27 protein-coding genes and 1 pseudogene are annotated in these 26618 nt (G+C 68.2%); 13 read left to right on the forward strand and 15 right to left on the reverse strand.

Annotation, left to right across the window (positions count from 1 at the left end; all coding sequences use genetic code 11):
- Nucleotides 1-6: 6 nt before the first annotated feature.
- The gene (locus tag IR155_RS07490; protein ID WP_228066814.1) at nucleotides 7-966 is read right to left on the reverse strand and encodes an AvrD family protein; all 960 of its coding nucleotides are present in this window, start codon (nucleotides 964-966) and stop codon (nucleotides 7-9) included.
- Between the two features lie 77 nt (nucleotides 967-1043).
- Here IR155_RS07490 and IR155_RS07495 point away from each other — a divergent pair, with 77 nt between their 5' ends.
- The 3 genes from IR155_RS07495 to IR155_RS07505 all read left to right on the forward strand — a co-directional run bounded on the left by IR155_RS07495 (nucleotide 1044) and on the right by IR155_RS07505 (nucleotide 2801).
- Complete coding sequence (locus tag IR155_RS07495; protein WP_135114227.1) at nucleotides 1044-1640, forward strand: TetR-like C-terminal domain-containing protein; 597 nt, start codon at nucleotides 1044-1046, stop codon at nucleotides 1638-1640.
- 187 nt (nucleotides 1641-1827) lie between these two features.
- Nucleotides 1828-2358 (forward strand): RNA polymerase sigma factor, encoded by a 531-nt coding sequence (locus IR155_RS07500; RefSeq protein ID WP_135114228.1) that lies wholly within the window; start codon nucleotides 1828-1830, stop codon nucleotides 2356-2358.
- Nucleotides 2359-2423: 65 nt separating this feature from the next.
- A complete protein-coding gene (locus IR155_RS07505; protein ID WP_135114229.1) occupies nucleotides 2424-2801 on the forward strand; it encodes a hypothetical protein in 378 nt (125 codons plus the stop codon).
- 4 nt (nucleotides 2802-2805) lie between these two features.
- Here IR155_RS07505 and IR155_RS07510 read toward each other — a convergent pair.
- Nucleotides 2806-3006, reverse strand: a pseudogene (locus IR155_RS07510) (transposase); the annotation flags it as partial.
- Nucleotides 3007-3041: 35 nt separating this feature from the next.
- On the opposite strand from IR155_RS07510, the gene IR155_RS07515 reads away from it, so the two are divergent.
- Both IR155_RS07515 and IR155_RS07520 read left to right on the forward strand, forming a co-directional pair.
- Nucleotides 3042-3419, forward strand: a complete 378-nt coding sequence (locus IR155_RS07515) for a hypothetical protein (protein WP_135114230.1) — start codon at nucleotides 3042-3044, stop codon at nucleotides 3417-3419.
- A complete protein-coding gene (locus IR155_RS07520; RefSeq protein ID WP_135114231.1) occupies nucleotides 3416-3604 on the forward strand; it encodes a hypothetical protein in 189 nt (62 codons plus the stop codon). Before IR155_RS07515 ends, IR155_RS07520 begins: the two co-directional genes overlap by 4 nt.
- Here IR155_RS07520 and IR155_RS07525 read toward each other — a convergent pair.
- The 13 genes from IR155_RS07525 to IR155_RS07585 all read right to left on the reverse strand — a co-directional run bounded on the left by IR155_RS07525 (nucleotide 3553) and on the right by IR155_RS07585 (nucleotide 18439).
- Nucleotides 3553-4674, reverse strand: coding sequence for a hypothetical protein (locus IR155_RS07525; RefSeq protein WP_194210309.1), 1122 nt, complete (start codon nucleotides 4672-4674; stop codon nucleotides 3553-3555). The genes IR155_RS07520 and IR155_RS07525 overlap by 52 nt on opposite strands.
- Before the next feature lies 1 nt (nucleotide 4675).
- Nucleotides 4676-5725, reverse strand: coding sequence for a TniQ family protein (locus IR155_RS07530; RefSeq protein ID WP_135114233.1), 1050 nt, complete (start codon nucleotides 5723-5725; stop codon nucleotides 4676-4678).
- Nucleotides 5722-6714 carry an AAA family ATPase gene (locus IR155_RS07535; RefSeq protein WP_135114234.1) on the reverse strand — a complete coding sequence of 331 codons (993 nt, stop codon included), beginning with the start codon at nucleotides 6712-6714 and terminating at the stop codon, nucleotides 5722-5724. Before IR155_RS07535 ends, IR155_RS07530 begins: the two co-directional genes overlap by 4 nt.
- A complete protein-coding gene (locus IR155_RS07540) occupies nucleotides 6714-8723 on the reverse strand; it encodes a Mu transposase C-terminal domain-containing protein (protein WP_135114235.1) in 2010 nt (669 codons plus the stop codon). The genes IR155_RS07535 and IR155_RS07540 overlap by 1 nt, the downstream gene beginning before the upstream one ends.
- Entirely contained in the window at nucleotides 8720-9466 is a 747-nt protein-coding gene (locus IR155_RS07545; protein ID WP_135114236.1) for a TnsA-like heteromeric transposase endonuclease subunit, read from the reverse strand. Before IR155_RS07545 ends, IR155_RS07540 begins: the two co-directional genes overlap by 4 nt.
- Nucleotides 9467-10021: 555 nt before the next feature.
- A complete protein-coding gene (locus tag IR155_RS07550; protein ID WP_135114237.1) occupies nucleotides 10022-10336 on the reverse strand; it encodes a ParB family protein in 315 nt (104 codons plus the stop codon).
- A gap of 120 nt (nucleotides 10337-10456) precedes the next feature.
- Entirely contained in the window at nucleotides 10457-11737 is a 1281-nt protein-coding gene (locus tag IR155_RS07555) for a M23 family metallopeptidase (RefSeq protein WP_135114238.1), read from the reverse strand.
- The gene (locus IR155_RS07560) at nucleotides 11734-13737 is read right to left on the reverse strand and encodes a hypothetical protein (protein ID WP_135114239.1); all 2004 of its coding nucleotides are present in this window, start codon (nucleotides 13735-13737) and stop codon (nucleotides 11734-11736) included. Before IR155_RS07560 ends, IR155_RS07555 begins: the two co-directional genes overlap by 4 nt.
- Nucleotides 13734-16262 carry an ATP-binding protein gene (locus tag IR155_RS15930; RefSeq protein WP_228066808.1) on the reverse strand — a complete coding sequence of 843 codons (2529 nt, stop codon included), beginning with the start codon at nucleotides 16260-16262 and terminating at the stop codon, nucleotides 13734-13736. The genes IR155_RS07560 and IR155_RS15930 overlap by 4 nt, the downstream gene beginning before the upstream one ends.
- Nucleotides 16263-16272: 10 nt before the next feature.
- Nucleotides 16273-16839 (reverse strand): hypothetical protein, encoded by a 567-nt coding sequence (locus IR155_RS07570; protein ID WP_135114240.1) that lies wholly within the window; start codon nucleotides 16837-16839, stop codon nucleotides 16273-16275.
- 3 nt (nucleotides 16840-16842) lie between these two features.
- Nucleotides 16843-17175, reverse strand: a complete 333-nt coding sequence (locus tag IR155_RS07575) for a hypothetical protein (RefSeq protein ID WP_135114241.1) — start codon at nucleotides 17173-17175, stop codon at nucleotides 16843-16845.
- 11 nt (nucleotides 17176-17186) lie between these two features.
- Nucleotides 17187-18206, reverse strand: coding sequence for a conjugal transfer protein (locus IR155_RS07580; RefSeq protein ID WP_135114242.1), 1020 nt, complete (start codon nucleotides 18204-18206; stop codon nucleotides 17187-17189).
- Nucleotides 18206-18439: a hypothetical protein gene (locus IR155_RS07585; protein WP_135114243.1), complete on the reverse strand. Its 234-nt coding sequence runs from the start codon at nucleotides 18437-18439 to the stop codon at nucleotides 18206-18208. The genes IR155_RS07580 and IR155_RS07585 overlap by 1 nt, the downstream gene beginning before the upstream one ends.
- A 267-nt stretch (nucleotides 18440-18706) precedes the next feature.
- On the opposite strand from IR155_RS07585, the gene IR155_RS07590 reads away from it, so the two are divergent.
- The 8 genes from IR155_RS07590 to IR155_RS07625 all read left to right on the forward strand — a co-directional run bounded on the left by IR155_RS07590 (nucleotide 18707) and on the right by IR155_RS07625 (nucleotide 26560).
- Complete coding sequence (locus tag IR155_RS07590) at nucleotides 18707-19465, forward strand: hypothetical protein (protein ID WP_135114244.1); 759 nt, start codon at nucleotides 18707-18709, stop codon at nucleotides 19463-19465.
- 654 nt (nucleotides 19466-20119) lie between these two features.
- Nucleotides 20120-21028, forward strand: coding sequence for a ParA family protein (locus IR155_RS07595; protein ID WP_267899514.1), 909 nt, complete (start codon nucleotides 20120-20122; stop codon nucleotides 21026-21028).
- A gap of 68 nt (nucleotides 21029-21096) precedes the next feature.
- Nucleotides 21097-21657 carry a hypothetical protein gene (locus tag IR155_RS07600; protein WP_194210310.1) on the forward strand — a complete coding sequence of 187 codons (561 nt, stop codon included), beginning with the start codon at nucleotides 21097-21099 and terminating at the stop codon, nucleotides 21655-21657.
- A gap of 70 nt (nucleotides 21658-21727) precedes the next feature.
- Entirely contained in the window at nucleotides 21728-22435 is a 708-nt protein-coding gene (locus tag IR155_RS07605) for an SAF domain-containing protein (RefSeq protein WP_167760731.1), read from the forward strand.
- Between the two features lie 3 nt (nucleotides 22436-22438).
- A complete protein-coding gene (locus IR155_RS07610; protein ID WP_135114247.1) occupies nucleotides 22439-23242 on the forward strand; it encodes a hypothetical protein in 804 nt (267 codons plus the stop codon).
- The gene (locus tag IR155_RS07615) at nucleotides 23239-24834 is read left to right on the forward strand and encodes a CpaF family protein (protein ID WP_135114248.1); all 1596 of its coding nucleotides are present in this window, start codon (nucleotides 23239-23241) and stop codon (nucleotides 24832-24834) included. Before IR155_RS07610 ends, IR155_RS07615 begins: the two co-directional genes overlap by 4 nt.
- Nucleotides 24831-25697: a type II secretion system F family protein gene (locus IR155_RS07620; RefSeq protein WP_135114249.1), complete on the forward strand. Its 867-nt coding sequence runs from the start codon at nucleotides 24831-24833 to the stop codon at nucleotides 25695-25697. Before IR155_RS07615 ends, IR155_RS07620 begins: the two co-directional genes overlap by 4 nt.
- Nucleotides 25694-26560 carry a hypothetical protein gene (locus IR155_RS07625; RefSeq protein WP_135114250.1) on the forward strand — a complete coding sequence of 289 codons (867 nt, stop codon included), beginning with the start codon at nucleotides 25694-25696 and terminating at the stop codon, nucleotides 26558-26560. Before IR155_RS07620 ends, IR155_RS07625 begins: the two co-directional genes overlap by 4 nt.
- Nucleotides 26561-26618 lie beyond the last annotated feature (58 nt).

Consider the following 26618-nt stretch of genomic DNA (forward strand, 5'->3'; position numbering starts at 1 on the left):
CAGTAGTCACCGCTCTCGCTCGGTGTATGCCAACGTCGCGCCGGCGACGACGCCTGTAGATGCGACGGATTCCACGCGCACGTCGTGGATGCGCCGATCACCCCGCGAGACGACCGTGTCGCGGACCAAAGTGGTCGCTGTGCGGTATGCCGAGGGAAGGGGCTCGGGGCGTGCCGGGAGATCGATCGACATCGTTCGCATCCAAAGGTTGTCGATGCTGGCTCGGGAGCGGCGGCCGGCCTCGTATATCACCGCCTGAGTGAGTTGCCCCATCGTGACGAGATAGTCAATCGCAGTAAGGGACGGCCAGAAGGCGCCCTCGATGCCGGCAGCGACACTGCTCGCAAGTTCGGAAAGCTGCGCTTGGTGCTCACCCTTGAGCGTGAGGCCGACCGCGTCCCAGGACACCAGGGTCGATTCGGTTTCGATCGACTGGTAGAGGTCGCCGTACACCGATTCAGAGATTGGAGCGTCGGCGGCTTCAGAGATTGGAGCGTCGGCGGCCGGGAGCGAAGCGTCCCCGGGGGCGAGCCCCAGCGATGCGCGGATGTTCCCCACGAGGGCGTGGACGGTGGGTTCGCGAGGACCGATCTCCAAGCTGATCGGCACGTGCTCGAGTTGGGTCCAGGGCTCAGCGCCAGCCCGCAAGCGCACGCTCCGCAAGACAGCACGTCCTTGCGACGCACGAACCGCCTCCTGCCGCGCGAGGAGAGGCAGGATGATCGCATCCACGGAACTCAGGTGCGGCTGACGCGGCGTTCCCTTGCCGTCGACCGACCAGCCTTTCGGATACACAACCTGCCCGATCGCCGACAGGTGTTGGAGCGGCGCGAGGGGAAGTCCGATCTCGCGGATCCGGTGACGCACTCCTCTGTAGCCTGCGGCGAAATAGCGTCCACGAGCGGGGCCCAGTGCTCCCTCGAGGGTGAGCTGTCGGAACCCAACGTCTGACCTGTTCGGCACCATGGCGCTCACATTACAGACCCAACTGTATGTGTGGACAGTTCCAGTCGAGACAGACGCCTCGCTGATACGGTTGCGGGATGGCGACCAAGACAGTGGGACGTCCTCCGCTTCCCGAGATCACGGATGCGCTTCTGCGCGCGGCCGAGCGGATTATGGAGTCGGAAGGATTCTCGAAGCTCACTGTCGACCGGCTTGTCACCGAGGTAAGGACGACCCGCCCGACCTTCTATCGCCGCTACCCGAGCATCGCGCACGTCGCTTTCGACGTCATCAAGATGCGCTTCGGCACGGGAACGCCCGTGGGCACCGGCACCCTGCGGGGCGATCTCCTCAAGTTGCAGCGGGAGGACGTCGCGATGTTCTCGTCCCCGCTGCTCCGCAACAACCTACCGGGGCTGCTCGAATCCGTCCGCACGGACCCGGACGTCCGCGACCTGTACCGCGACAGCTTCATCATGCCGCGCCGCGCGAATGTCGGGGACGTGATCGCGGAGGCCGCGCAACGTGGCGAGTTAGACGCATCCGTCTCGCATGACGTCGAACTTGTCTGCGACACCCTGCTCGGGCCAGTGCTCGCGCGGGCCGTCCTGCCCATCGGCCAGCCCCTGGACGACTATCTCGCGCGTGAGACTGTTGATCAGGCACTCCGCTACCTGAATCGAACCGACGTCTGAGCAGGCCGACCGACTCTCCGACCGCACGACACCAACACGGACAACAATCCGACACAGTTCGAGCCGGTGACAGGGACATGCGCCTCGGCGCGCGGCATCTACACGCGGCTCCGCCGGTTGCCTCGCTCGAACGCACCGGAATGTCACGCAGGCCGCATCTCCAACATGGTGTCAGTAGGAGGTTCCGATGACGCCGGAGAGTGATGCAGATGCCGTCGGTAGCTTGCGCGCCGGCGACGCGCATGCATTCGACCATCTGATGCGCAAGCACCTTTCGACGGTCTACAAGTACGCGTGGGCGATTGCCGATTCACCGGATCAGGTCGATGACGCGGTGCAGGACACGTTCATGACGCTCTGGCGGCGCCGGAGGCGTGTTGTCGTCCATGGAGAGACGCTGTTGCCTTGGCTGCTGACGACGTGTCGTTACACGCTGTTCAACGCAAACAGGGCGCGGCGGCGGCACGCTTCGATTCCGCTAGATGCGGTCTCGTGGATCGCCGCTGAAGGATCGGATCCCCAGAGCAGCCAGCTGCGGTGGATTCGTGACGAGATTGCCTCGCTGCCCGAGCCAGATCAACGGCTGATCGAGGCGTGTGTTCTGCGCGGCGAGTCCTACGACCAGGCCGCCATTGCACTCGGGATCACCGCACCCGCTGCACGAAAGCGAATGCAACGGATTCGAGCAAGACTCCGCACAGCTGAACTGGAGGGATGACGATGGACAGCCTGCCGAGCTCGCTCGAGATCGGGCACCGAACGGATACTGTCCGAGGGCGAGCCATGAAGCACGTCGCACGGGCGCGTAGCGCGAAGCGCGCAGGTATCGGTGCCGCCGCAATAGCGGCCATCAGCATTGCCGGCATCGGCGGCGCCAGCGTGGCGACCGCGTTCTACCCGACGAGCGTCGCCATGCAGGGCGTGGTCAAGAGCCAGTATGTCGACGCGTTCATCGTGTGCAGCGAGGACGCGGGCGTTGAAACGGTCATCCTCACAGGGCGGTCGGCGACCGATGTTCTTGCCGGCTGGCCGGGCGCGGATGATGCTACTTACAAAGTCGTCGAATCCCGCATGGACAGTCGGGATCAGGGCCGACTCGGCCGGGCGATCACAGGATGCCAAGCAGAACTTGAAGCACGGTTCGGCGAGCCGATCTCCTAGTGCAGACGGAGTGCAGCATCGCATTTGACCGCGGGCCAGAGACTCTTCGGGGGACAGACATAGGTTCGCGGCGTAGTGGGTGCGGCAACAATGCCAAGCCGCTCCGGGCAGGTTCGCCGCGATCGCCTCGTCCAGCCCGGCGTGCGCGTCGGAGGTGACGAGACGGACCCCCGGACAGGCCGCGGGCGACGAGGTCGGCGAAGAACCCGCGGTGTCCGTGTCGCACGGCAGACTGACCGCATGAACGAGCAACTGCCGCCGGAGATCGAAGCGATCAGGGACCGGATCCCCGAGGCGTGGGGAAAGTGGATCGATGCCGGCCCCGGGTGGTTCCCGCTGCTCGCCGGTCTCGACCGCGAGCTCGCTCGGATCGCACCGGACTACGAGGTTCATCAGTGCAAGGCGAAGTTCGGCTCGCTGCGCTTCTATGCGTCCGCGGAGTTCACGAGCGACGACGATGCCGAGCGGTTCCATGGGCTGATCCGCACCGCCGAGACGGCCAGCGCCGGAATCTGCGAGGAGTGCGGGGAAGAGGGCAGGCTCGTGGACGTGAAGGGCTGGATGTGGGCGCTGTGCGAGCGGCACGAAGAGGCCAAGCGCAAGGGCGGCCATCGATGACCGAGTCGGAGCCGGAGCTGTCGTTCGATGAGCTGCTGGCGGAGTCGCGCGAGCTGATCGAAGACTTCGACAGCGTCCCGTGGCCGCAGATGACGGCGATGTTCTATCAGCACGCTTACGAGGAGCTGCGGCTTCACCTCGGGATGATCCTCGATGCGCTCGAGTCGGATCGCCCAGCGTCCTGACGATTCAGCGCGACTTGAATGCGTCGGCTGACCGTTCGCGATCCCGACGGGTGCTTCACGTCCGTCACCGCGGGCGCGTGCACGCGCACCTCGTCGACGTGCCGCAGCAGCGGCGCGTCGTGACGGTAGGCGGCTTCGATCATCGCCTTGGGGCGCGGTGCTCGGCGCACTCTGGCTCGTTTCGACGAGGGCATCGAGAATGCCTCCTGCAGTGCGGCGCGCGTCCGCTCGATCTGGTCGACCGCGAGACCGGCGAGCTCCGAAGTGGGGGCGCCGTCGCAGGCGCCCGCCGTGAGGCCGATCAGCATCTCGACCTGCCTCTCCTGCGACTCCCGGTGAGTGCACAGGGCACTCGCGACGGCCCGGTCGGTGAGAGCGCAGGCGAGGTGCATGATCTCGGGGTAGTACAGGAGCAGCGGCGTCGCGGCGGGGTCGCCGTCGTCGAGTCCGAGTTGTGCGAGCCGGTGTTGACGGCGGTGGCCGTCGTCGTCGGTGAGGGCTGAGGTCACGAGCGTGGTGGCCAGGTCGATTTCGCCGGTGTGCAGTGTCACGCCGTGGAACCATAACCAGCCGGATGCCATGGCCTCCGCGTGTGCGTAGGCGGGCAGGTGTGAGACGCCGATGTCATTGCCGTCGTGTCGCCAGCGACGGTGACGCACGCACACCGCGCCGCCGCGGGTGAAGATCGTCGTCGGCGCATCGGGAGCGCAGCGGCGACATCCGCTGCGCGGGGAGTCGACCAGGTCGCAGGTCCCGCAGCGCCCGCGCGACCAGCCGTAGTGGTGGCAGACCGTGAACAGAAGATGTCGGCGGCGGGCGACTTGGAAGTGGCTCGGCCGGAGCCCGGCGGCGCGTTCGAGCCCGCGGATCATCAGCGGACGCCGGAGCGTCCTGACCTCCGCGGGTGTGAAGGAGGCCTTGAGCTCCGGCCAGGTCATCGCGTTCGCAGTGGCGAGGCGCCCGGCGAAACCTTCCGGTGTCTCACCGCTGAGCGGCGTGAGGCGCACCGGCAGCGCAGCCCCGGGAGGCAGCGCGACATCGGCTGACGCGCCGCGCCGCCGCCGTGGCATTTCACCACTCCAGGAGAGATGTGCCGCTCGGGCGCACCGCGGGCGAATCACCGGCCCGGTCGCGTTTGGCGTGCTCACGCCGCAGTGCCTCGAGGTAGCGACGCACGCGGCGTCTGGGTTCGTTGATCGCCCTGAGCGGATCGCCGCTGACCCAGTCGCTCTGCTGCAGGACGGCGGCTCGGATGGTGGGGAGGCGGTGCCGCAGCCGCACGGTCGCCTCGTCGGGCTCCGCGACGCGGACCGAGCGGATGCGCTCGATCCGCTCGCCGGCGGGCATCCCGTCTGCGCTGGTACCGATGAGCGCCGCGAGCGCGTCGGATGCGTCGCCGCCGACGCGCACTGCCGATGCAGTGCCTTGCAGGAGTGTGGCGATCGTGAGGGAGTTGAGTGACCGGTCGGCGAGGATCCCCGCGAACGTGGGAGAGGTCAGTTGCAGCAGCAGTGCCACCAGAAGCGGCAGCTCTTCGATCTGCTGCTCGAGGCTCAGCTGCGCATCCGAGTCCCTCGCCGGTTCGTGCCAGCCGTGCAGCAGGTCTCGTGCGCATGCGGCCGCGTTCGACCGGTACGCGACCGACCGCATCCGCAAAGTGCCGTTCAGGCGCCGCTGCGCCGCGAGTTGAGGCTCCAAGCCGCTGATGTCGATGTCGGCGCCGCCCGCGTGCCAACGCTGGTGCTTGACGCAGATCGGCCCGACCCGCTGGTAGAGCTCAACGGTCTCGCCACGGGCGCATCGCCGGCACATCGACGACGCACCGTTCCCGCTGCGGCAGCCCGCGCAGCGACGCACCCACACCGCCGGATCGTGCGCGCAGGGCCGATCGGTGCCGTCCGTGTCCAAGTAACGCGCGGGCAGCCCGCCGAGGGCGGACAGAACGTTCGGCGCGGCTCTCGGCGACACCGCGAGCGGCAGGCTCGGATCGTCATGCCGCAGCTGCAACCAGAGATCCCGCTCCGAGATGCCGTTGGCGGCGCACAACCGCCGATAGAAGCTCGTGACCGTCTCCGCGGGGAACGGCAGTACCCGCACCGGCAGTCGCCGCACCCGCTTCATACCGTCGCCCGCGGCTTCCGCGCGCCTTGACGGGCGGCCACTTCGCGGGAGAAGTCGGCGAGGTCGAGCATCTCGGTGCCGTCGTCGATCGCGTGCAACGCGGCGAGCTGCAACACGTCTTTCAACAGGCCGATCTCCCCACCCGTGAGCCGGTGCAGGTCTTTCGCCGCGTCGAGGATCGCGCCGGAGCGCTGGTTGAGCAGGCACAGCGAGTCCTCGAGTGCGAGCAGCAGGTCGCCCCAGTCTGCGCGGCCCTCCTTGCTGGTGATCTGGAACGGGTGCGCCGTGTGCAGTTCGAATCGTTTGCTGACCTGACCGCCGCGGCTTCCCGACAGCAGCCCGCTGTCCTCGACCGCGATGCCCGCGTACACGAACGTGCCCCCGCACCGCTCCGACAGCTGCTTGAGCATGTCGGACGCTTCGATGTTATGCCGGTACTGCAGGTCCAGATGGTGCACGTCGTCCAGCAGGATCAGTTCGGTCGAGCAGCTGCGCAGCGCGTTGGCCACCATGGTCAGAAGGTTCCCGAACGTCATCCGCGTGAGCACCGGCAGCCCCACGAACCGCGCGAACTCCTGCAGCAGCGCCTTCGCCGAGCACTGCGCCGGCACCGCGACGTACACGACGGGGAGCTTCCCCTTGCCCGCCGAGGCATGGCCCGTCTCGCGGCGACGCAGCTCGTGCTCCTTGCCGATCTGCAGCAGCGTCGTCGTCTTCCCCTGCCCCGGTTCGCCCGAGACGATCACGCCGAGCTTGCCTACCTGCCGGTAGCGGTTCAGCATCACCCGGTCCCGCACCACGGCCTGCACGGTGCGGAACTGCGGGGTCTTCACGAACGCGCCAGCCTGCGTGTACTGGGCCCTCGCCTGGTTGTACAGCGCGCGGTCCCCGAACGACATCGCCGCGAGCTCCTCGGTCGCGACCGGGATCGGGCGCTCGTACGCCTCGTCGACGTACTCGCGCCATCCCTCCTTGGTGCCGATCTCCATCAGCCTTCCAACCTCTCCCTGATCTCGTCCCACTGCTCACCGATGAACCCGAACCCGCCACGGTGCGGCCACGCCTCGTCCTCATCGACCTCGACCACCACCGCTTCGGCGACGGCCGTGGCCTCCTGCTCCAGATCGCCGCGTGCGGCACTCGTCGGATTCATCGGGTCTGCGGCGACCGCGCTCGCCCGGGCTCGCTGCCGGGCTGCCTTCGCATCGTTGCCTCGCGCCGCGAACCCGCGCATCGCTCCCACGAGATCGTCACGCCCCGCCGCGTCGTCCGGGCCCTTCTGCCGGTACTCATCGCGGGCGTGCCGCCACACGTCGCCGAGCATCGGCATCTCGTGCACATCGTTGGCCCAGCGCAGCGGGATGAACTCACCGTCCGCTTCCAGCCACACCACGTGCAGGTTGTACGGGTCCACGCGGATCGGCCACCGACCCTGCTTCGCCTTCTCCGGAGACTGCCGGCGGCGATACTCACCCAGCCGATTCGAGTCGTACTCGCGGTGATCGATCGTGACCCCGTACCGGTTGATGCGCCGATGCACGACCGGCAGCAACGCGATGAAATCGTCGCGCGTCAACGGGACATGCAGCTCCGGGGCGACATGACGGAACGCCCGGCACATCTCGTTCGGTGAGAGCGCGATCGTCGGATGCAGCGGATCACGCAGGCTGTCGTGGCTGCGATTCTGCCACTCCACCGCGATCCAGTCCTCCAGCAGCTCCTGCATCTGCCCGATCGTCAGCAACTGCTCCGACTGGTTCAGCACGTCCTTCCCGCGATGCTCGACGCTGCGCCCCACGTACCCCTTCGCGTACTGCAGGAACAGCGACGCGATCGACTCGAACGTGCGCTCCACATGCGGCTTGTCGGTCGGGGTATGCGGCGCCGCGGTGATCAACGAGATCCCGAGCGTCTCGCACGCGCCCCGGAAATGCTTCGACAGATACGTCCGGCCGCGATCGGTGGTGATCGTCTCCGGGAAGATGAACGGCTGCGCTTCCCGCAGCCGCTCATACCTCGCTTGATCGATCAGCATCTCGTCCGCCCACGCCGTCGAGATGAGCTGCCGTGTCTCCCGCGCCCCGTCGGGACGGCGCGCGTAGGGCACGAGCGCGCGGGCCAGCACGACCACCAGATCCATGCTCTTGGTGCCCTCCGGACGCAGGACTGCGGCGAGGATCGAACGCGTCGCCACGTCGAGCATGATCGTCAACTCCGGGCGGCCGATCGTCGCCTCGTCGATGCGGACCATGACGTCGAGGCGGGTCGTGTCGATCTGCACCTGCTCGCCAGGACGCAGCGCAGTGCGGCGCCCGAACGCCCTGTCGGGTGCCAGCGCGAGCGATTCCCGGGTCTTCGCCGACCCGAACGAGAACCTGCCGCGGTCGGCGGAGTCGAAGAGTCGATAGAACGTCGCCCGGCTCGGCAACGGCACCTCATCACCGAACTGGGTGCGAACAAGACGCGTGACCTGCTCAAGCACGACCGCTTTGCTTGTGGTGGATGCACGGGAACGACTGCCGAGAATCTGGTTGATCGCCTCGACCACGCGCGGGTCGACGCCGGTCCCGGCCCGGCCGCGCAGCTCCGCCGCCCGACGATCCATCAGCCCCGGGGCACCCTGCTCCTGAAAAGCCTGGAACCGGCGATAGACCGTGCGCACACCGATCGGGCGCCCCAGCTGACGGGAGAGCCGCTCGGCTTCGTCCGCCACCACCTTCGACTTGCTGCCATACGTTGCGCCTGCGGCGACGATCCGTTCGATCGCTTCCCGCCATGCGGAGATCTCAGAGGTGGCCTCGTCGCCACGTGCGATGAGGGCCACCACGCGTCCGCGCAACATCGGCTCGACGGGCTCTGCCCCATGGTTCAGCTCTTCGAGCGAGACCTCGAGCTCCGCACCGCTCTCGTCACGGAGGATGACCGCGAGCGCTCCGACCATCACGACATCGAACGTGCTGCCGCGCCACGCGAGCCGGCCTCCAGCCTTGACGTTCACAGCTCTCCCCTCCAGGTCACGGCACTGCGCGGTGACAGCGGCTGTTCAAGATCGGCGATGATCTGCCCCGACCACATGAGTGCGTACGCACGGCCGAACGCTTCCGCGCGATCGCCATCGTCGATCACGTCCGCGAGTGCGCCGAGCGCGCCGCGGAACCCGGCTGCTCGCGCCGTGATCTCGGCAGACCTCCATCGCGGTTCGCGGTAGCGCAGCAGGAATCGCAGGTTGGCGTCACGGATCGGCGAGTCCGGGGCGTAGACGGCGTACCGCCAGCCCTGTATCCGGCAGAAGATCGCAGTGCGGTCGAACTGCACTCGCGCCGCATCGTCGATGCGCTCCCGCGGACGCACGTCAATCAGCGCACCGGTGCCGTCGCTCAGGCGCACGAAGTAGTCGGGGGCATGCTCGCGCGGCGACCCGTCTCCCCAGCGGATCCACATCGGCTGACTCGCAACTCCGGTCACCCGCGGGTCGCGATCCAACTCGATCAGACACAGCCGCTCGGCGAGCGACTCGAAGGCGACGTGCCCGCGCACGCCCTCCATCCACAGCGACCCCGAGTAGTGTCGCTTGCCCCGCCAGGCAGGGAACTCCCGCACCGCCGTCGCACGCTCGAACGGGAGTTCGGACACGTCCACCGCGTCGAGCTCAAGCCGCTTCCCGTCGAGCTCGAACTCGACACGGCAAGCATCCACTGCTGCGGAGGGCTCAGGGCCAGTCCACAACGAGGTCTCGATCATCAGGGCACCTATCGCACGACGGGATCACGATCCGTGTTCGACAGACGGCCTGACGCCTCGAGGAGTGGTTCCGCCCTATATCGAGTGCCCTGACACGCACTCACGACGAAAGCTAGGGACTGACGAGCATGCGCTCCGGCGACACGCCGAGGTTGCGACAGAAACCTGAGACCGCGACAGGTTCTCCGAGAACTTGTGACAGGTAGGTGAGACTTTGACAGGTTCCGTGAGACGGGACAACCGGTCGGGGCATCGCTATGCGCGCGCCGCGCGCCCCCTTGACAGGCCTGTTAGGATCAGGGGCGACGGCTCCCTCTAGGGAGTAAGGAGCCCCTGACCTCCCAGCCCTCCCGGGGTTTTTCAGCCGGCCCTGCACTGGCCCTGCACCGCCCCAGCGCAGGGTGAGACCTCTCCCCGCGCCGATCCTGCGCTGTCCTGTCTCAGGGGAGTTGCGGGATTCTCATCCGAGTTGCGATGCGTCTCACCAGACCTGCGATGTCTCATCCGAGTTGCGTGACGGCCCCGCGCCACCCGACCTCTTGGCGGTCTGACTCGTCAGTCGGTGGGCCGCTGGCGGCGCTGCTGTCGGATCGCTGCTGCCTGTCGCGCGACGCCGTCGCGGTCGACGCCGCGGGCATCCTCCGGGGCCGGCGGGAACCGCTCGCCGTCGTTGTGCAGTGATTCGAGTCGCTCGGCCTCGGCGATCATCAGACGTTCCACCAGGGCAGAGAGGGAACCGGAGCTCCCCTCCTCCTCGCGGGTCCACCACCAGGCGGCTTTCAGTCGCTGGTGCGTGTTCTCGTTGTGGATGTAGTACGCCTGCGAGCGGTATCCGGTCGAGCTCGTCTGGGCAGGCGTGCGTGCGGTCATCGAGGGAAAGTCCGTTCGGGTGTGGGCCTTGAAAGACACCGCCAAACGATGTCTTTTTCGAGCGGGGGATATCCCACTACCCCAGCAGGTCGGCTCGCGTCCTGCAACCGGCTGTCGCGCTCAGCCGCGGTTGACGGTGCACCACTCGGCCGGGCAGAGGTCCAGCCCGTAGAACTCGATCATGAAGTCGTTGGGCTCCACGTAGCCCCACGCGCTCGGCGGGGCGCCGGCGTCCTTGCTGGTCGGGAACGCGGCCATTGCCTCGTCGGTGGTCCCTGAGACGTCGATGCGCAGGTCGAGGTGGCAGCCGTACGACGGAGGCATGTCGCCCATGTCTCCGATGTGGTCGCCGATGTCGACGACGTCGCCGAGGCCGACGAGCCGGTCCTCCGGCCAGATGTGCAGGTACTCGTACTCGACACCGGTGGCAGGGTCCGTGATGCCGAGGTAGGGGCCGGCGTCGGTGGTGACCGTGCCGGGCCGAATCGCGTAGATCGGAGCTCCGCAGCCTCCGGTGGCGAAGTCCCATGCCGGGTGCCAGCAGGACATCGCGCCGTAGCAGCCACGGGGGCCGTAGTCGCTGGTGACCTGGTAAGTCTGCGCATCGAGCGGCAGGACCGCCTCGCCGTTGTCCTGGCTGCCGCAGCCGCTCCCGCTGCCCGGCCCGACGGCGGCGAGGAGCGACTCGGCCGCGTCCTCCCACTTGTCGTAGGCGGAAGGGAACGCTGAGACCTGGACCTTCTGAGCCGCTTCGCCGCGGGTCAGATCCTCCCAGCCCGGGATGTCGAACAGGCCGCGAGGACTGCCGCCGTTGGGTCCGTCCGTGCCGCCGAAGAACGCGCGGGTGGCGTAGTCGACGTCCATGAGCTCCTCGATGCTGCCCCAGTTGGCCGAGGGCCGCTGCTGGAACGGGTTCACGCTGTCGTGGTCGCTCCCGACGCCGTCATTGGGATACTCCAGCGACTCGGGCACGGTCGAGTTCGCGAGGTTGCGCAGGGTGGACTCCTGCAGAGCCGTCATCAGCGCGATCGTGATCGCATCATCTGTGGCGCCCACCTCACGGGCGGTGCCGACGATCTGGCTGGCGACCTCGAGCTGGCGGGCGTTGAGGGTGGCCGTTCCCCCGCCGACGGGAACCTCGAGCGAGTCGGGAACTACGGCCGGGTCGTTCCCGTCCGGGGCGGGCGCAAGCGTGCTCTCGGGACGATCAGGCCAGCCGGTCGGGGGTGTGGACCATTCGGCCGGCAGCTGCTGGCCGGGTGTGCAGCTGTCCGGGTTCTCGATGGCCTCCTGTGTTCCGCCGGCGGCGGCCGCGACGGTCATGATGAGCACGAGAAGCCCGCCGCTGGCGACGCTGAGTGCGGCCAGGGCGGCGCCGATGCCGACGGCGAGCTTCTTCATGCCTTGCTCGGGGTCTTCGCCGACTGCATCTTCGCGCGGAGGCGGGCGAGCATCTCCCGGCGGTCCTGAGCGCGCGCGCTGGCTTGCGGGGCGCGCGGAGGCAGGCTCGAGATGTTGTGGATCATGACGGAGTCGGTGCGGCGCACGCGGGCGCGGCCATCCCTGTCGATCTCGAACCGACGGTGACCGGGAACCTCGATCACCTGCGCCGGGGTGGGCTCGCTGGCGTTGTTCTCGGCGGGGCCGGTGACGATCGCCTTGGCGGCGGTCTTGGCCTTGGCGGCGGCCTTGGACTTCACCGCATTGGCGGCCCTCTGGGCGACCAGCTTGCCGGCAGTGAGGACTAGGCCCGGTGCACCGCCCCTGGCGCCCTTGGCGAGCTCGACGGCGTCCCTTCCGACCTTGAGCGCCTTGGGCGAGGGCGACGGCTTGGGTGTCGAGGGCACCTGCTCCAGCCTCATCGGCTCCGCCGCCGGCGTTCCGGTGGTGAGCTGCTTCTGCATCGGGGCCGGCTTCGACGGGGCCTTGGGCTCCTGCGGCTCCTGCGGCGTCTCCGCCGCGGCCGAGCGCGGGCGGCGAGAGAACGCCTGCTGGGCGAGGTCGTATCCGGACTTGAGGGTCGCCATCTTCACCAGCGGGTGAGTGCTCGAGGAGGATCCCTGCATGCCCAGGCCGATCCTGGCGAGGCGCTGCGCGATCGCGTGGCCGGCCTTGAGTGTTCCCCGCCGCATCCGGACGATGATCACGATCCCGAAGATCATCGCGAAGACGATCAGCATCACCCGGAGGTTGTGGGGCAGGCGCAGCACCTCGTCGAGGCCGAGGACGTACATCAGGAACTTGAGGTACATCGACAGGCCGCAGGTCATGACGACGATGCCGAACACGCCCATGACCATGTCGGAGACCGCCTTCCACAGCGGGCCGCGGTCGACGGGGAGGATCGCGATCGGGCCGAAGATCATGGACTTCACGCCGGCGATGAGGAACCCGCCGACGGCGATGATCAGCAGGGCGCCGATCGCGAGCGAGACCGCCAGCAGCACGATGATCGCGATCGCGTTGGAGACCGAGAAGATGATCGCCAGGAAGCCGGCGATCGAGCGGGTGAAGTCGATCGACTGCTCGGCGCCGTTCGCGCGCATGCAGTCCTCGAGCGCGCCCTTGGCGTCCTCACCGTCGATCTTGAACGTGGTGAAGGCCTCCTGGCAGGCGTCCGGCAGCACCTGGCCGTAGGAGATCGCCTGGTTCGGGATCCGCACGAAGACATCCATCATCGCGGCGGTCACGCCGGAGGAGAGGGTTGCGCCCGTGCCGGTGGTGATCTCGTACTCGGAGTCCTTGTCGATGACGATGCTGTTGGCGATCTCGCCGCCCCACTGCTGCGCCTGGGGCAGGAGTCCGCTGGGCTCGGCGACGAGGCTGGCGACGGGGTTGGCCAGCATCCCCCCGACCAGCGCGGCGACGATCGCGGCCATGAACGCCTCCGAGAGACCCGCCGCGGTGCGGCCGCGCATCACGGCGATGCCGGCGAACAGTGCTGCGATCGACAGTGCGAACGGAGCCCAGTGGATCTCGCCGAACATGCCCTCGAGCCATTCGGCGAACACGGTGACCGGGGTGGAGATCCAGTCGACCCATCCGAAGCCGAGCATGAAGTTGAGGAACCACAGCGTCAGGCCCGTGACGACCCACAGGATCGCCCAGATCAGCTGCGCGAGGAACTGGATGAGGATCGCGTGGATCTCCCACGGGGCAGGCTCGTTGAAGCTCAGCGCCACGTAGCTGTCGAACGGGACGCCCTTGGAGTCGCGCAGCTCGGTGTCTTCGGGCAGCAGCCAGCTGGCGTGCGCGGCCTGCTGGGAGGCGAGGACGATCCAGGCGATCACGAGCAGGGTGATGATCACCTTGGACGACCGCGGGTGCTCAGCGCACCAGAACCGGATCCGCCAGGCGAGGTCGTGCATCCCATGCAGCTGTCGGGCGTAGAACGCGATCATGCCGTCGCCTCCTCGGGCTTCTTGGACGGGGTCGACAGGACCGCCAGGCGCCGCTCGGGACGGTGAGGGAGGATCGTGCGGATCCTGCCGTAGCGGCCGCGCACGTCGCGCATGATCGCCTCGCCGCGACGGTCCATCGGAACCGTGCCGTCAGGTCCCATCGGGGAGGTGTCGGAGGTGATCGTGGCGACGGTCTCGGGTTCGACGGGCAGGCCGAGCCACTTGATCGCCCGCTTGGCGAGCGTCTCGTCGGTCTGGCGCATCACGAACCGGATCTTGATCAGGCCCCGGGTGCGCTCGTCGCCGAAGTCCTCCGGGTCATGGGAGGCGACCGCGGCCGCAGCCCCGTGCTTGCGGCCGTCGCGGAAGAACGTGCGCAGCTCGTCCTGACCGTCGCGGGAAGCGGTGATGTGGTGGCACTCGTCGAAGAAGGCCACGGCGAGCTGGCTGGGGTCGGCGAAGCAGACCTCGCGGGCGATCTGCACGAGCTGCGCGTACATCGCCCGGCCGAACACCTGGTCGATGGTGAGCTGCTTGAAAAGGTGCTCCTGCTCGACCTGCTCCTTGTCGGGCAGCTCCATGCCGTGGGTGCAGAAAACGATGGCCTCGGCGTTCAGATCCAGCGGCGGCAGCGTCTCGTCGAACAGGACCCGGCCGATGTCCTTGGTGGACACCACGCGGATCAGACGCAGCAGCTTCTTCGCGATCGGGTCCTGGTCCGCGATGGTCTGCAGATGGGCGACCAGGGTGCCCAGCGACCGGATGCCGTGTTCGGTCATGTAGTCGGGGGCGAGGATCTCCGACAGCGCGATCCCCTCGTCGTCGAAGCTGTTCAGATTGAGCAGCATCGAGAACAGCGACTGCACCATGCGCGCGCCCTGGGCGGGGCCGAACACGCGCAGCGGATCGAGGGACCATTCGGGGGCGAGGATGTCGACGATGCGGGTGCTGGCCTGCGGCAGCGACTTGGCGAAGATCGCGTACTCGCGCAGGTGGGTGCGGTCGATGACGACGATGCGGCCGCCGCGGTCGACGACAGAGCCGGCGACGATCTTGAGGAGCACGCTCTTGCCGGCGCCGAGCTCGGCGACGATCCCGAACGAGCCCGAGGCGTCGGCGGCGATCGACCCGTACAGGTCAAGCAGGCATGGGGTGTGCCGGCCGGTGGTCGTGTTGTCGGCGATGCGGATGCCGCGCTCGTCGCCGAGCGCGCTGGTGACGATCGGCAGCCCGGAGGCGAACTCTCTGCCGGTGGTGATCTGCGACAGCTCCCGGACGATCCGGGAGGTGGGGATGCCAGGCTGCATCGCCCACCACAGCTCCTCCTGCCCGCCGAGGGGTGCCTCGAGGAGGAAGTCGCTGGCCTTGAAGTCTGCTGCGACGAACCGCGCCTGCTCCACCGCGAGCTCGGGGCTGGGGGCCGCGACGGTGTACATGATCGTGCCCTGCACCTCGACCTCGCGGTCGGAGGAGTTCAGGGAGCGCTGGTAGGCGGCGAGGGTCTCGGCGACCTCATCCAGCTCGGATCCCGATCCGGTGATCGCCAGGGTGCCGGACTGCTGCTTCTCCTGGTCGACCAGCTGCTCCTCGGCCCGCTTGTTGCGGCGCTTGACGACCTCGGCGGAGCTGATCTGCATGCGGATCGCCCAATCGACGTCGATGCCGTAGTGGTCCACGCGGGAGATCCACTCGACTCCGGGCACCTGCCATCCGGCCTTGGGGCTGCCGACGAGCGCCTGGGTGATCTGGTAGGACGGGGCCGAGTCCATGTGCGAGGACTGCACCTTGAGGTAGCGGCGGTTGAACGGGACGTGCCGGCGGATGCTGTTGCGGGTCAGGTCCGACTGCCCGCCCTCGTCGATCCACGGGCGCGGCATCGCGGTGGGCGGCTGTGTCGCCGGGACGCCGTCGATGCCGGGCTGCTCGTTCTCCCCCGGCACGGCGCCGTCCGTGTACAGGCCGCGCTGCTGGGCGTGCAGCGCCATCCATACGTGCTGTGCGGGCGTGGCCGGGCGGGGCTGGAACACCTTGGGGATCTTCTGCTGGATCAGGTCGGCCGCCTGCATAGCCTCGGCGATCTCGGCCTTGGTCGGCAGAGACCGCGGCAGAGCGAACTGCTCGCGGACAAGCGAGTCCCCCGCACGCAGTGCAGCGAAGGCGCGCGACTTCCAGTTGCCGGCTGCGAGCGGGACGCTCAGCCAGAAGCCTCGCTCCCCCAGCGGCACCTCCTCGAGGGAGTCGAGGGTCAGCGCGGTCTCCTCGGCCCACCCCAGCGACTCGTGCAGGTCGACGCCGTCGAGCATCCGGTCGACGATGTCGGCCGGATCTGTCGAGGCGCACAGACCCATCAGCAGCGCCTCGCCGCGGAGCGACTGGAACAGCGCCTGGTGGCTGGCCAGGACCGCGCCCTTCATCTCGTCGGTGCCGAGACCGTAGGGCAGTCCGCGCAGGCGCCACGTCGCCCACACAGTGCCCCACCTGCTCCACATCAGCCCTCCGGAGAGAGCGACCGCTGGCATCCGCATGACGTGCTCCTTACTTTCCTGATGCCTGCTGCAGCAGGCGCTCGACGGCGCTCACGGGCTTCTTCGGTGTGCGCGCGGGAACCGGGGCGGCCGGGATCTCAGGGGAGATCTCCGGTTCCGGCTCGGCGGAGGCTGGGGCCTCCTCGGTGGGCTGTTCGAGGGGACGGTCAGGTGCCGGCGCGCTGGGCGGCAGCGGCATGGCGGTCTTGCCTCCGACGTAGTGCGGGGACCGGATCCGGACCGGGGATCCGTTGACCGTCCCCTCGAACGGCTTGAGCATGGCTCCCAGGGCGCCCATCGCCCAGGAGCCGATCGGTCGACGGGTCACCGGGATCAGTCCGACGAGGAAGGCCGACCCCCAGGTGATCCCGACGATCATCGGGATCTCGAAGAACAGATTGCCGTCGGGCGACCACAGCGGCTTGCTCACGAGCAGCGCGAACAGCACTGCGCCGGCGACCCCGAACTGGGGCATGGAGTAGGGCCCGCCCCAGATCGGGGTGCCGTCGAGCAGGCGGCCCACCATCTTCTTGAAACGGCGGGACCGCGTGTAGAACCGCGCGATCTCCTGAGCCATCGGTCACACCGTGGTGTCGGAGATCTCGTGGACGATGGCGAGCTCGTTGTCGACGCCCTGGGAGAACCAGCCCAGCCCGTCCATCGTGACGCCCCAGATCATCGCCCCGCCGACCACGAGAGACAGCGCGGTCGCCGCCCACGCGAGCTTCGTCTTGATGGCGGTGACGACGACAAGGGTGATGGCGGCCAGCACGGCGGCGCCGCGGATGACCGTGGTCCAATCAGCGATCAGCTGGTTGGCCTTGTCGGAGATGCTCGCCTCGACGAGGCTCGGCTGGGCGGTCGCTGCGAGGTTGGTCGCCTCGACGGCGAGAGAAGCGATCTGGTCGATCATGTTCGTTCCTTTCAGTTGGTGTTGGTGGTGGGACTCGGAAGAGGGGCTGGGGTCGACGTCGACGGAGCAGATCCGGGCGTCGAGGTCTCGTTCACGACCGGCGCCGTGTCGATCGCGCTGACTTCCCAGCGGCCGTCGCGGCCGTTGAGCGTCAGTGCGTACGTGGCGGTGAGTTGCTGGTCGGCGACGTTGACGAGCTCGACGGTCGCGAGGGTCCGCACCTGCTCCCCCGTCGCGGGCGTCTCGGACGGATCGACGTCGACGGCTGCCTGCGTGACGGTCACCGCGGCGTACGGTGCCGGGTCGACCGGTCGCAGCGGCGAGTCAGGCGAGGTGACCCGGGACAGGTCTCCGTTGCCCGTCAGATAGGCCAGCAGGAACTGCTGCACCGTCGTCATCGCCGGCGAGGTGGTGGCCAGCGTGCGCGGGTACTTCAACGTCACCTGGTCGGTGAGCTGCTCGGGCGCCGCGACGGGAGCGGGAAGACCGACGGCGGCGACACCGCCCTCGGTCGCGCGGATCACCGTCATGAAGTACCGGCGCTGCCACACCTCTGTGGGCTCCTGCTCCTCTTCGGAGACCGCCGGCTCAGCGACGGTGGCGGCGACCGTGACGGTGATCAGCCCGTCGTCGTCGGCCGGCGCGATCGACGACACCGCCAGGTCGCGGTACTTCCAGGCCTGCTCGGTGATCTTCCGCAGCTGCGACGTGTCGATGTAGGCGGCCAGCTCTCCCGGATCGTCCTTCGTGGCGTCCAGCCACGCAGCTACGTATGCGGCCGCGTACTCCCCTGCTTCCTGCTGCTGCACGCTCAGCCCGGGCTGGACGTCCACCTGAGCGACGGCGGGCTGCTCCCCCGCGCCGAGGGCACTGACGACCAGCGCGGCCGGACCGCACAGCACGAGCCCCCAGAACGCAGCCGCCGACCCGATCGCCAGGTATGCACGCCCCTGGGTCCAGGAGCTCCCCTGCGCGATCGTCTCCTTGGTCTCGTCGACGTCGGGCTTCGGCTCTCGCTTGAACAGGCCCATCACGCACCTCCCGCATCAGGCAGGGCCGCAGCCGTGAGACGGCGAGCCACAGGGACGACGGCGCGTGCCCGGTCGACGACCTCGCTCACCCGCTCGAGCACTCCCTCGTCGAAGGGAGAGTCGAGCAGCTGAGGCACTGCCTCCAGCAGCGCGTCTTCCACCCGCAGCACCTCTGCCGCATCCGTGACGACCTCATGCCAATGCAGGTCGTGCTCGAGCTCGCCGTTCGACATTCGTCAGCCCCTCTCGTACGTCGGGACGGTCGCCCCTCACGCACATATAGGTGCGGCCGAACGGGGTGATCTGACAGCAGCGTCGAGAATCTTCGGCAGAAATCTCAGAAGTTCTTTTCTGCCTTTTCATCTGGTTATTTCATGCGCTCAGTGACCCCTTGACCGAAGCAGTTGCGGCTCGGCCGCCACGTTTTCTAGCTGCCGATCTAGGGGTGCTGAGGATCGTCGCCTCTCGTCCAGACCCACGTGCTGACGAGAGGCCGACTCATGACTGCACACAGCGCACTCCTCGAGACCATCCACACCGACTGGGACCTGCTGCACGCCGATGCCGAGCACACCTACGGGGCGCTCGGCACCCTCTCCGGTGCAGCCGTCCTCGAGCTCGTCCAGCGGCCGCAGAGCCGCGAGTCCCGCGACGCCGTGCTCCATGCCCTCATCGCGCTCAGCCAGTCCGGGCACCAAGCCGCCAACCGCGTGCTGATCCGCGCATTCGCTCCCCTGGCCGTCCGGCAGGCGCGCACGACTGCAGCACTGTCCGACCTGGAGCCCGGCGATGCGATCGCCACCGCGATCGGCGCCCTCTGGGAGACGATCGCGACCTACAAGCTCGAGCGCGTCTCGTCCGTCGCCGGCAACATCCGAGGGAACATGCTGAGCCTGCTGTGCTCGATGTCCAAGCGCCACCGAAACCAGACCTGGGGCGAAGTCGTGCTCCCCCACGAGGACCTCACCATCGCAGCAGAGAACATCGATCCCATGCCCTCTGAGCCGACCGTGACCGACACCTACCGCGATCTCGTCGACGTGCTCACCTGGGCCATCGAGAACGAGACGCTCACCAAGGACGAGGTCTCTCTCCTCGTCCGCTTCGAGCTCACCGACGACGACGCAGCCCTCGAACGAGAGCAACTGGCCGAGCAGCTCGGCGTCTCCCGCGCCGCGCTGTACCAGCGCGTGTCCCGCCTGCGTCGCCGAGTCACCGCAGCCATCCAGGAGCACGTGCGCACCCACGGTCGCTGGTAGCCGCCCCTCCCCCGATCAACGACGCCCCTGGTCGGCCCCAGGGGCGTCGTTCTCTGCCTAGGACGGGTCAACATGCCGGGCAACGCCTCTCGTCGCGTTCTAGACGCCACAGAAGGGCCGCTCAGGCCGGGGGAAGCCCCCTCGAGCACCGAGGGTTACTCTGCACCTGGCTGGGCACTTCTCGCCGCTGACCCTGCTGCCACCCTGCGCTGGCCCCGCATCGCCCCTGCAACCACCCTGCACCCCCCCCTGCGCATTGCTGATGCAGGGGGGTTGCAGGGTGATTGCAGGGTAGTCGCTTGGTGGTTGCATGGTCACTGTCGCCTGGGCGCTTTGGGTGTTATCACCCTGCGCGTACCCCGTACTTACCCGGTGCACGGTACGCATTCACCGATGCTCCGATCATGCACAGCCCTGCGCAGAACGTCACATATCCCTGCGCTGGCAAGGCATTGGCTCAATGCTGACTGCGCGCAGGCTGGTTGCCTGGCTTGCGCTATCTGTGCGCGTGGACACGCACAGTTTGGTACTTGCCATGCGCATGGCCTGCATATAGCCTGCTGCCATGCAGATGACTAGCAGCAAACGGACCAGCGCACGGGGTGCGCGGTGCTGAGCACAGGCGTGCGCGAGCGGCTCAACCGCGTCGGCGCAGTGATGACCCGCAAGGGGGGCGTCGGTAAGACCACGATCACGGACAACGTCGCCGGGCTGCTCGCCGCTCAGGGGCTCCGGGTCTTGGTGATCGACCTCGACCACCAAGGGCACGTCGGCATCGACTTCGGATTCCGAGACTCGGACGTCGACGACGACGGTGAAGCGCTCTACGACAGCCTGACCAACCGCAAGCCCCTGCGCCCCCTCAAGAACGTCCGCAAGAACCTGGATGTCGTCGCCGGGGGCTCAGCGATCGAGGACCTGCAGCGAGAGCTGTACCGAGCTGAGTTCGGGGGAGAGGACACGACCCCCTGGCTCGCCGAGTCTCTCGCTCCGATCGCCGGCGCGTACGACCTCGTCCTCATCGACTGCCCGCCAGGCGTCGGCCCCGTGCAGGAGATGGCCGCGTTCGCATCACGGTGGATCCTGGCAGCCACCCAGGCCGACGACGCTTCGATCCGAGGCATCGAAGACCTCGGCTCCCTCCTGGAGTCCACCCACCAGAAGGGCCACACGGCCCTCACCATGCTCGGCGTCGTCCTCACGATGATCCCCAGCAACTTCACCCGCCGCATCAACGACGCACGCCAAGACCTCCACGAACTGGGGGAGGGCGTGTACGTCTTCGACGCGATCGTGCCCGATGCCGCGGCCGCCGCGATCGACGTGCGCAAGACCGGTCAGCTGTTCCACGAGCTCAAGGCCGGGGCACAGCAGCAGGCGCAGCAGAAGATCTGGCTTCGCGTGCGCCGCAAGGAGGTCTCGTCGACCACCCTGATCGCCCAGTCCGTCGTGACCCTCGCCGAGACGATGGAAGACCTCGCCGCGGAGGTCGTGGAGCGGATCGCGAGCCTCGAGCAGAAGAAGCCGGCCACCCGGCGTGAGATGAAGGAGAAGGCAAAGTGAGCGCACTCGGAGATGGACCCAGGGAGAAGCGCAAGCGTCGCACACTCAACACAGCGCTGCTGGCACCGGTGACGAATACGCCCGCCGAGGATGACGAGCGCGACCTGCAGAGCTCGGAGGAGGCCGACCAGACTCCCGTAACCGTGTCCGACCCGGTGCCGGCTCCCGAGCGCGTGCGCGCTCCTCGCGCAGCCAAGGAGCGGCCGGTCACCCCGATGAAGCCGGCCACCGACGAGACGAGGAAGAAGGAGTCGATGAGCGTCGAGCTCAGCGCTCCCGAGTCACTGAGCGCCCGCATCAGGGAGTTCAAGTCATCCACGAAGGTGTCGATGCCGACCCTGGTCCTCGACGCCGTCGAGGCCACCGTCGACGACCTGCCGCAGCTCATCGCCGAGCGCCTCGGCGTGCAGCACCCGAAGGCAGCGCAGCGCAAGCTGTTCGATCGCCCCGCGCCCACGGTCCGGATCTCCAGCCGGGATGAGAAGACGGAGGCGTACCCGATGCGCATGCGAACGGACCACGTCGCCGTGCTCGACCAGCTCAAGGACGAGGTGGGAGCGCCCAGCCGCAACCTGCTCATGGTCGTGGCACTCGATGCATACCTGCCGGGCGGTGACGACGAGAGCTGAGGCTCCCGGTCAGATCTGGCAGGTGACAGACACCTATACGGGCAACCATCACCACGAGGGGGAAGACCAGATGACTCAGGTAGAGACCGTCGAGCGCACGGACGCGAAGCGCGGTCGACGAGCCGGCAAGGAGCCGGCCGAGGAGACCGCCAAGGGGCCGAGCCCTGCAGCGCCCAGGCCGGTCAAGTCGCGCCGTCGCACATGGGTGATCGCGCTCGGCATCGCCATCGCGCTCGTCGGCGGGCTGCTGACGTGGACCATCACCACGCAGCTGTCGGCGACCGAGACGCTGTTCACCACGAACAAGCCGATCGCTCGAGGCGAGATGATCGACGCCGACGACCTCACCACGATCGCGATCGCGGGAGGCCAGAACACCGAGGCGATCCGGGCGGACAACCCCGGCGACGTCGTCGGGAAGGTCGCCGCTGTGGACCTGCCCGCCGGCACCTTGCTCACGCCGCAGTCGTTCACTGAGAGCCTCCCCGTTCCGGAAGGCGAAGCCGTCGTCGGCCTTGCACTCACCCCCGCGCAGCTGCCGAACCATCCGCTGGTCGCCGGCGACAACGTCCGGGTCATCGCCACGCCGGCTGTGCAGGCCGAGGTCACTGGGGAGCCGAAGACGTACGAGGCGACGGTCTACACCACGCGCTTCGACCAGGCGAACAACCTGTGGGTCGTGGACGTCATCGTGCCCGAAGAGGATGCATCCCTGATCGCCGCTCAGGTCGCGACCCAGCGTGTCGCGGTCGTGCTGCTCGAGTCGTCGGGGGAGTAGGCCGTGGCGATCGTCTACCTGACCAACGCATCCGGTGCGCCCGGGGTCAGCACCCTCGCCACGGCACTGACGTTGAACTGGCCGAAGCGAGCCGTGCTCCTCGAGGCGGATGTGACGACCACGGGCCACGTCCTCACCGGCCCCCTGCAGGGCCAGGTCGGGCACAGCATGGGCATGACGGAGCTCAACGTCGCCCACCAGCACGCGCCGCTCACCGGCGAGGACCTGTGGGCGCAGCGCGTCGGCCTCTCGGAGGGCAAGGACGCCGTACCCGGCTTCCGCACCCTCGCCAACGCACGCGGCGCCTCGGAGGACTTCTGGGCCGGGATCCTCGGCGCCGTCGACCAGCTCGGCACCGTGGTGGGGGAGGAGGTCGACGTGATCGTGGACGGCGGCCGCTACCAGGTGCACGACCCGCGCTCGGCTCTGATCGGGCGGGCGGATGCCGTGCTGATGCTCACCGGCCAGACACTGCCGGACGTCGCCTCCGCACGCGTGGCCGCCAGCGCGCTCAAGTCCTCGCTCGACAACATCGGACACAGCGAGTGGCTGTCGCTGGTCACCGTCGGAGCTCCCCGCTACTGGGAGAAGGCGGACGTGAAGGACATCGCCAAGGTCGTCGGCGCGGACGTGCTCGGATCCCTCCCCTGGGACCCCCGAGGCGCCGCTCACTACTCGCACGGCAGCGACATCGTCGGCCGCCGGCGCACCAAGTACCAGCGCGCACTGGAGGCTCTGACCCAGTCGGTCACGGCCCTGATCGAGCAGCGCGCCTACACCCCCATCGTCCAGGAGCAGCGCGCATGAGCAGCGATCCGAAGCCCGCAGACATCTCGAACCTGCCGATCTTCGCCGACCCGGTCGAAGAGCCGCCGGCCAAGCCCGCCACCAGCCCGGCCCGCCACCTGCTGCGCGCGTCCAGCCGAGCCGCGGCCGAGGAAGCCGCGGCAGTCCCTGAGCCGACTGTGGCAGCTCCCTCGCCCGCCCCGACGGCACGCGAGAGCGCCGAACAGGCGGAGCCGGTGGTGGAGACCAGTGAGCTGACCGCCAGCGCCGAGATGTGGCAGGCGGTGGCGCAGATCCGCGACGCCGTGGCCACCGACCTTGCCGAGGCGCTGCAGGCCCGACCGGACATGAGCGTCCAGGAGCGGGAGACGCTCGGCTCGCAGCGGATCAGCGAGATCATCCGCAGCAACGTCAACGACACCGTCGCCCGTCAGGGCAGCGCGGCCGCGTGGAGCACGGCCATGCAGACCGAGATCCGCACGAACGTGTTCAATGCGCTGTTCCGTCTCGGCCGCCTGCAGCGCCTGGTCGACATCCCCGAGGTGGAGAACATCGATGTCGTCGGGCACGACAACATCTGGCTCACCTTCGCCGGCAACGTGAAGAAGCGCTACCCGTACCCCATCGCCGCCAGCGATGAGGACCTGGAGCGCGAGATCAACTTCCTCGCGACCAGGCGCGACGGAGGCGGCCGCTCGTTCACCCAGGCTCGGCCGAGGCTGCGTCTGGACCTGCCCGGTGGCGCCCGTCTGCAGGCGACCGCCAAGCCGGTCGGTCACCGCACGATCCTGTCGCTGCGCATCCACCGTCACATCCACATCACGCTGCCCGAGCTCGTCGAGCTCGGGACGCTGTCGGTGCCGGCCGCGCACTTCCTGCGCGCCTCGGTCGAGGCGGGGCTCGCGATCATCACCAACGGGTTCGCCGCGAGCGGCAAGACGACCCTGCTGCGCGCCCTGGCCGACTGCATCCCCGAGCACGAGGTGATCATCACGATCGAGGGCGAGCGGGAGCTGTACCTGCACGAGCGTCCCAACCATCCGCTGGTGAAGTCCTTCGAGGCCCGCCCCGGCGAGGGGGAGAAGGGTGCCGATGGGCGCCGCCCGGGGGAGGAGACCACCCAGGATCTGCTCGAGGATGCACTGCGACACAACGCGCAGCGGATCATCGTCGGTGAGGTGCTCGGGCCTGAGATGGAGGCCATGCTGCAGGCCATGCAGGCGGGCCTCGGCTCGATGAGCACGATCCACTCCCACAGCCCGGACGCAGCGATCGAGCGCCTAGTCACGCTGATCAGCCGCACCAACTCGAACCTGACCTACGCGTACCGGCAGATCGCGCAGAACATCGATCTCATCGTGCAGATGTCGGTGATCACCGACAAGGTCACGGGGAAGCGACGTCGCGTGGTCAGCAGCATCAGCGAGGTGCAGCAGGGCGAGTCGACCTCGGGCGGACGCCCGGTGGTGGGGGAGCTGTTCCACTTCAACAAGCGCACCCAGCAACTCGAGGTGAAGAACCTCCCCAGCCCGCGGATCCTCGAGCGTCTCGAGGAGGTCGGATACGAGCCGCCGCGCCTCGCGGGCTCCTACCCGGAGGAGGGTGCGGCATGAACGACGCCGGCCTGACCCTGTCGATCCTGCTGGCCGTGGCCGGCGTGATCATCGCGATCCTCGCCGCGGCCATGCCCGAGTCCGGACGGAAGCTCGCGATCCCGGCCAGCATCCGCCACATGGTCGAGGTCCGCCTCTCGCGTCAGCAGCAGCTCGGCGCCCTCGCCGGCCTGGTCGCCGGCGTCGGATACGGGATGTTCACGGGCTGGTGGATCATGATCGCGATCGGCGTCGGGGCGGGCATCGTCATCCCCGTACTGCTCGGCAAGGGCGACGCACCTCAGCGCATCGCGCGCCTGGAGGCGCTGGAGACCTGGACCCGCGGCCTCGCCGGCCTCACCGTCGCCGGTGCCGGCCTGGAGGCCACGCTCGAGGCATCGCGGCAGTCGGCACCGGAAGCCATCCGCGAGGAGGTCACCGCGCTGGTCGCACGCATCAACGCCCGCTGGCCCACCAAGGCCGCGCTGCAGCGGTTCGCTGAGGACCTCGACGACGGCACGGCCGACATGGTCGTCGCCCACCTCCTCATGAAGGAGAGCGCCCGCGGCGACGGACTGGCAGAGGCACTCGACGACCTCGGCGAGATCATCTTCGAGGAGACCAAGGTGCGTCGGCAGATCCTCACCGACCGGGCCAAGCCCCGCACGCACATCACCGTGGTCGCCGTCGGCATCCTCGTCGTCGCCGCGGCGCTGCCGCTGCTGGGCAATCTCACCGCCTGGTACCTCACCCCGCTCGGCACGGTCGTCCTGGCGGCCTGGATGGCGGCGTTCGTGGCCCTGGTGGCATGGATGCGCAGCATCAGCCGCGAGCGAGCCGTCGCGCGGATCTTCACCACCGACGAGAACGGAGGCCTGCGATGATCGCGCTCATCCCCGGCCTGATCGCCGGCATCGGCATCGCCCTCGTGATCGCGGCTGTCGTCCCGCGTCAGCCGCAGCTGGCCGCCGCGATCGAGCGCGTCGAGTTCGGCACCCCCGAGACGGCGGTCAGCGACGCAGAGATGGACTTCCGCACACGCGTCGGCACCTGGCTTGCCAAGCGACTTCCCGCGAGCACCGTGCCCCGCGAGGATCTGCGCCTTATCAACAAGTCGGTCGAGTCGTACTACTACGACAAGGCCCTCAGCGCCGTCACCGGATTCGTGATCCCCATGCTCAGCGGCCTGGCCGGCCAGGCGCTCGGATACATCGCGTTCTACATCCCCACCATCATCGGCATCCCGCTGGCCGTGGTCATGTGGCTCAGCGTCGACCAGGACATCAAGAAAAAGGCCGCCGATGCCCGCCTCGAGTTCGCCCGAGGCGTCGCGGTCTACCTCGAGCTGTTCGCCGCCCGCAAGCGCGGCACCACCGCCACCGACGCACTCGAGAGCGCCGCCGAGGTCGGCAACAGCTGGGTGTTCCGCCGGATTCGCCAGGCCCTGCACCGCGCCCGGTACGCCGGCGTGGCCTCCTGGGACGCGCTCGAGCAGCTCGGCGGGGACATCAATGTCCCTCAACTAGTCGAAATGGCGAAGATCGTCCGGTTGAATGGGGAGCGAGACGCATCCGTATATGAAACTGCTCGAGCGAAGGGGAAGAGCCTCCGACATGAGCTTCTCAACCGCGAGCACGAGCAGGCCAACACCGACAGCGAGCGGCTGCAGGTCCCGCTCGCACTCTCACTCGGCATCTACGCCGGGATCATCCTCACGCCGATGATCATCAATCTGTTCACCGCGTGATGTCAGATTCAGCACCACCGCAACACCTATACGAACGCCACCACAACCAAGGGGGATC

It is taken from the genome of Microbacterium paludicola (genome assembly GCF_015235415.1).
GTDB classification, from domain to species: Bacteria; Actinomycetota; Actinomycetes; order Actinomycetales; family Microbacteriaceae; genus Microbacterium; species Microbacterium paludicola.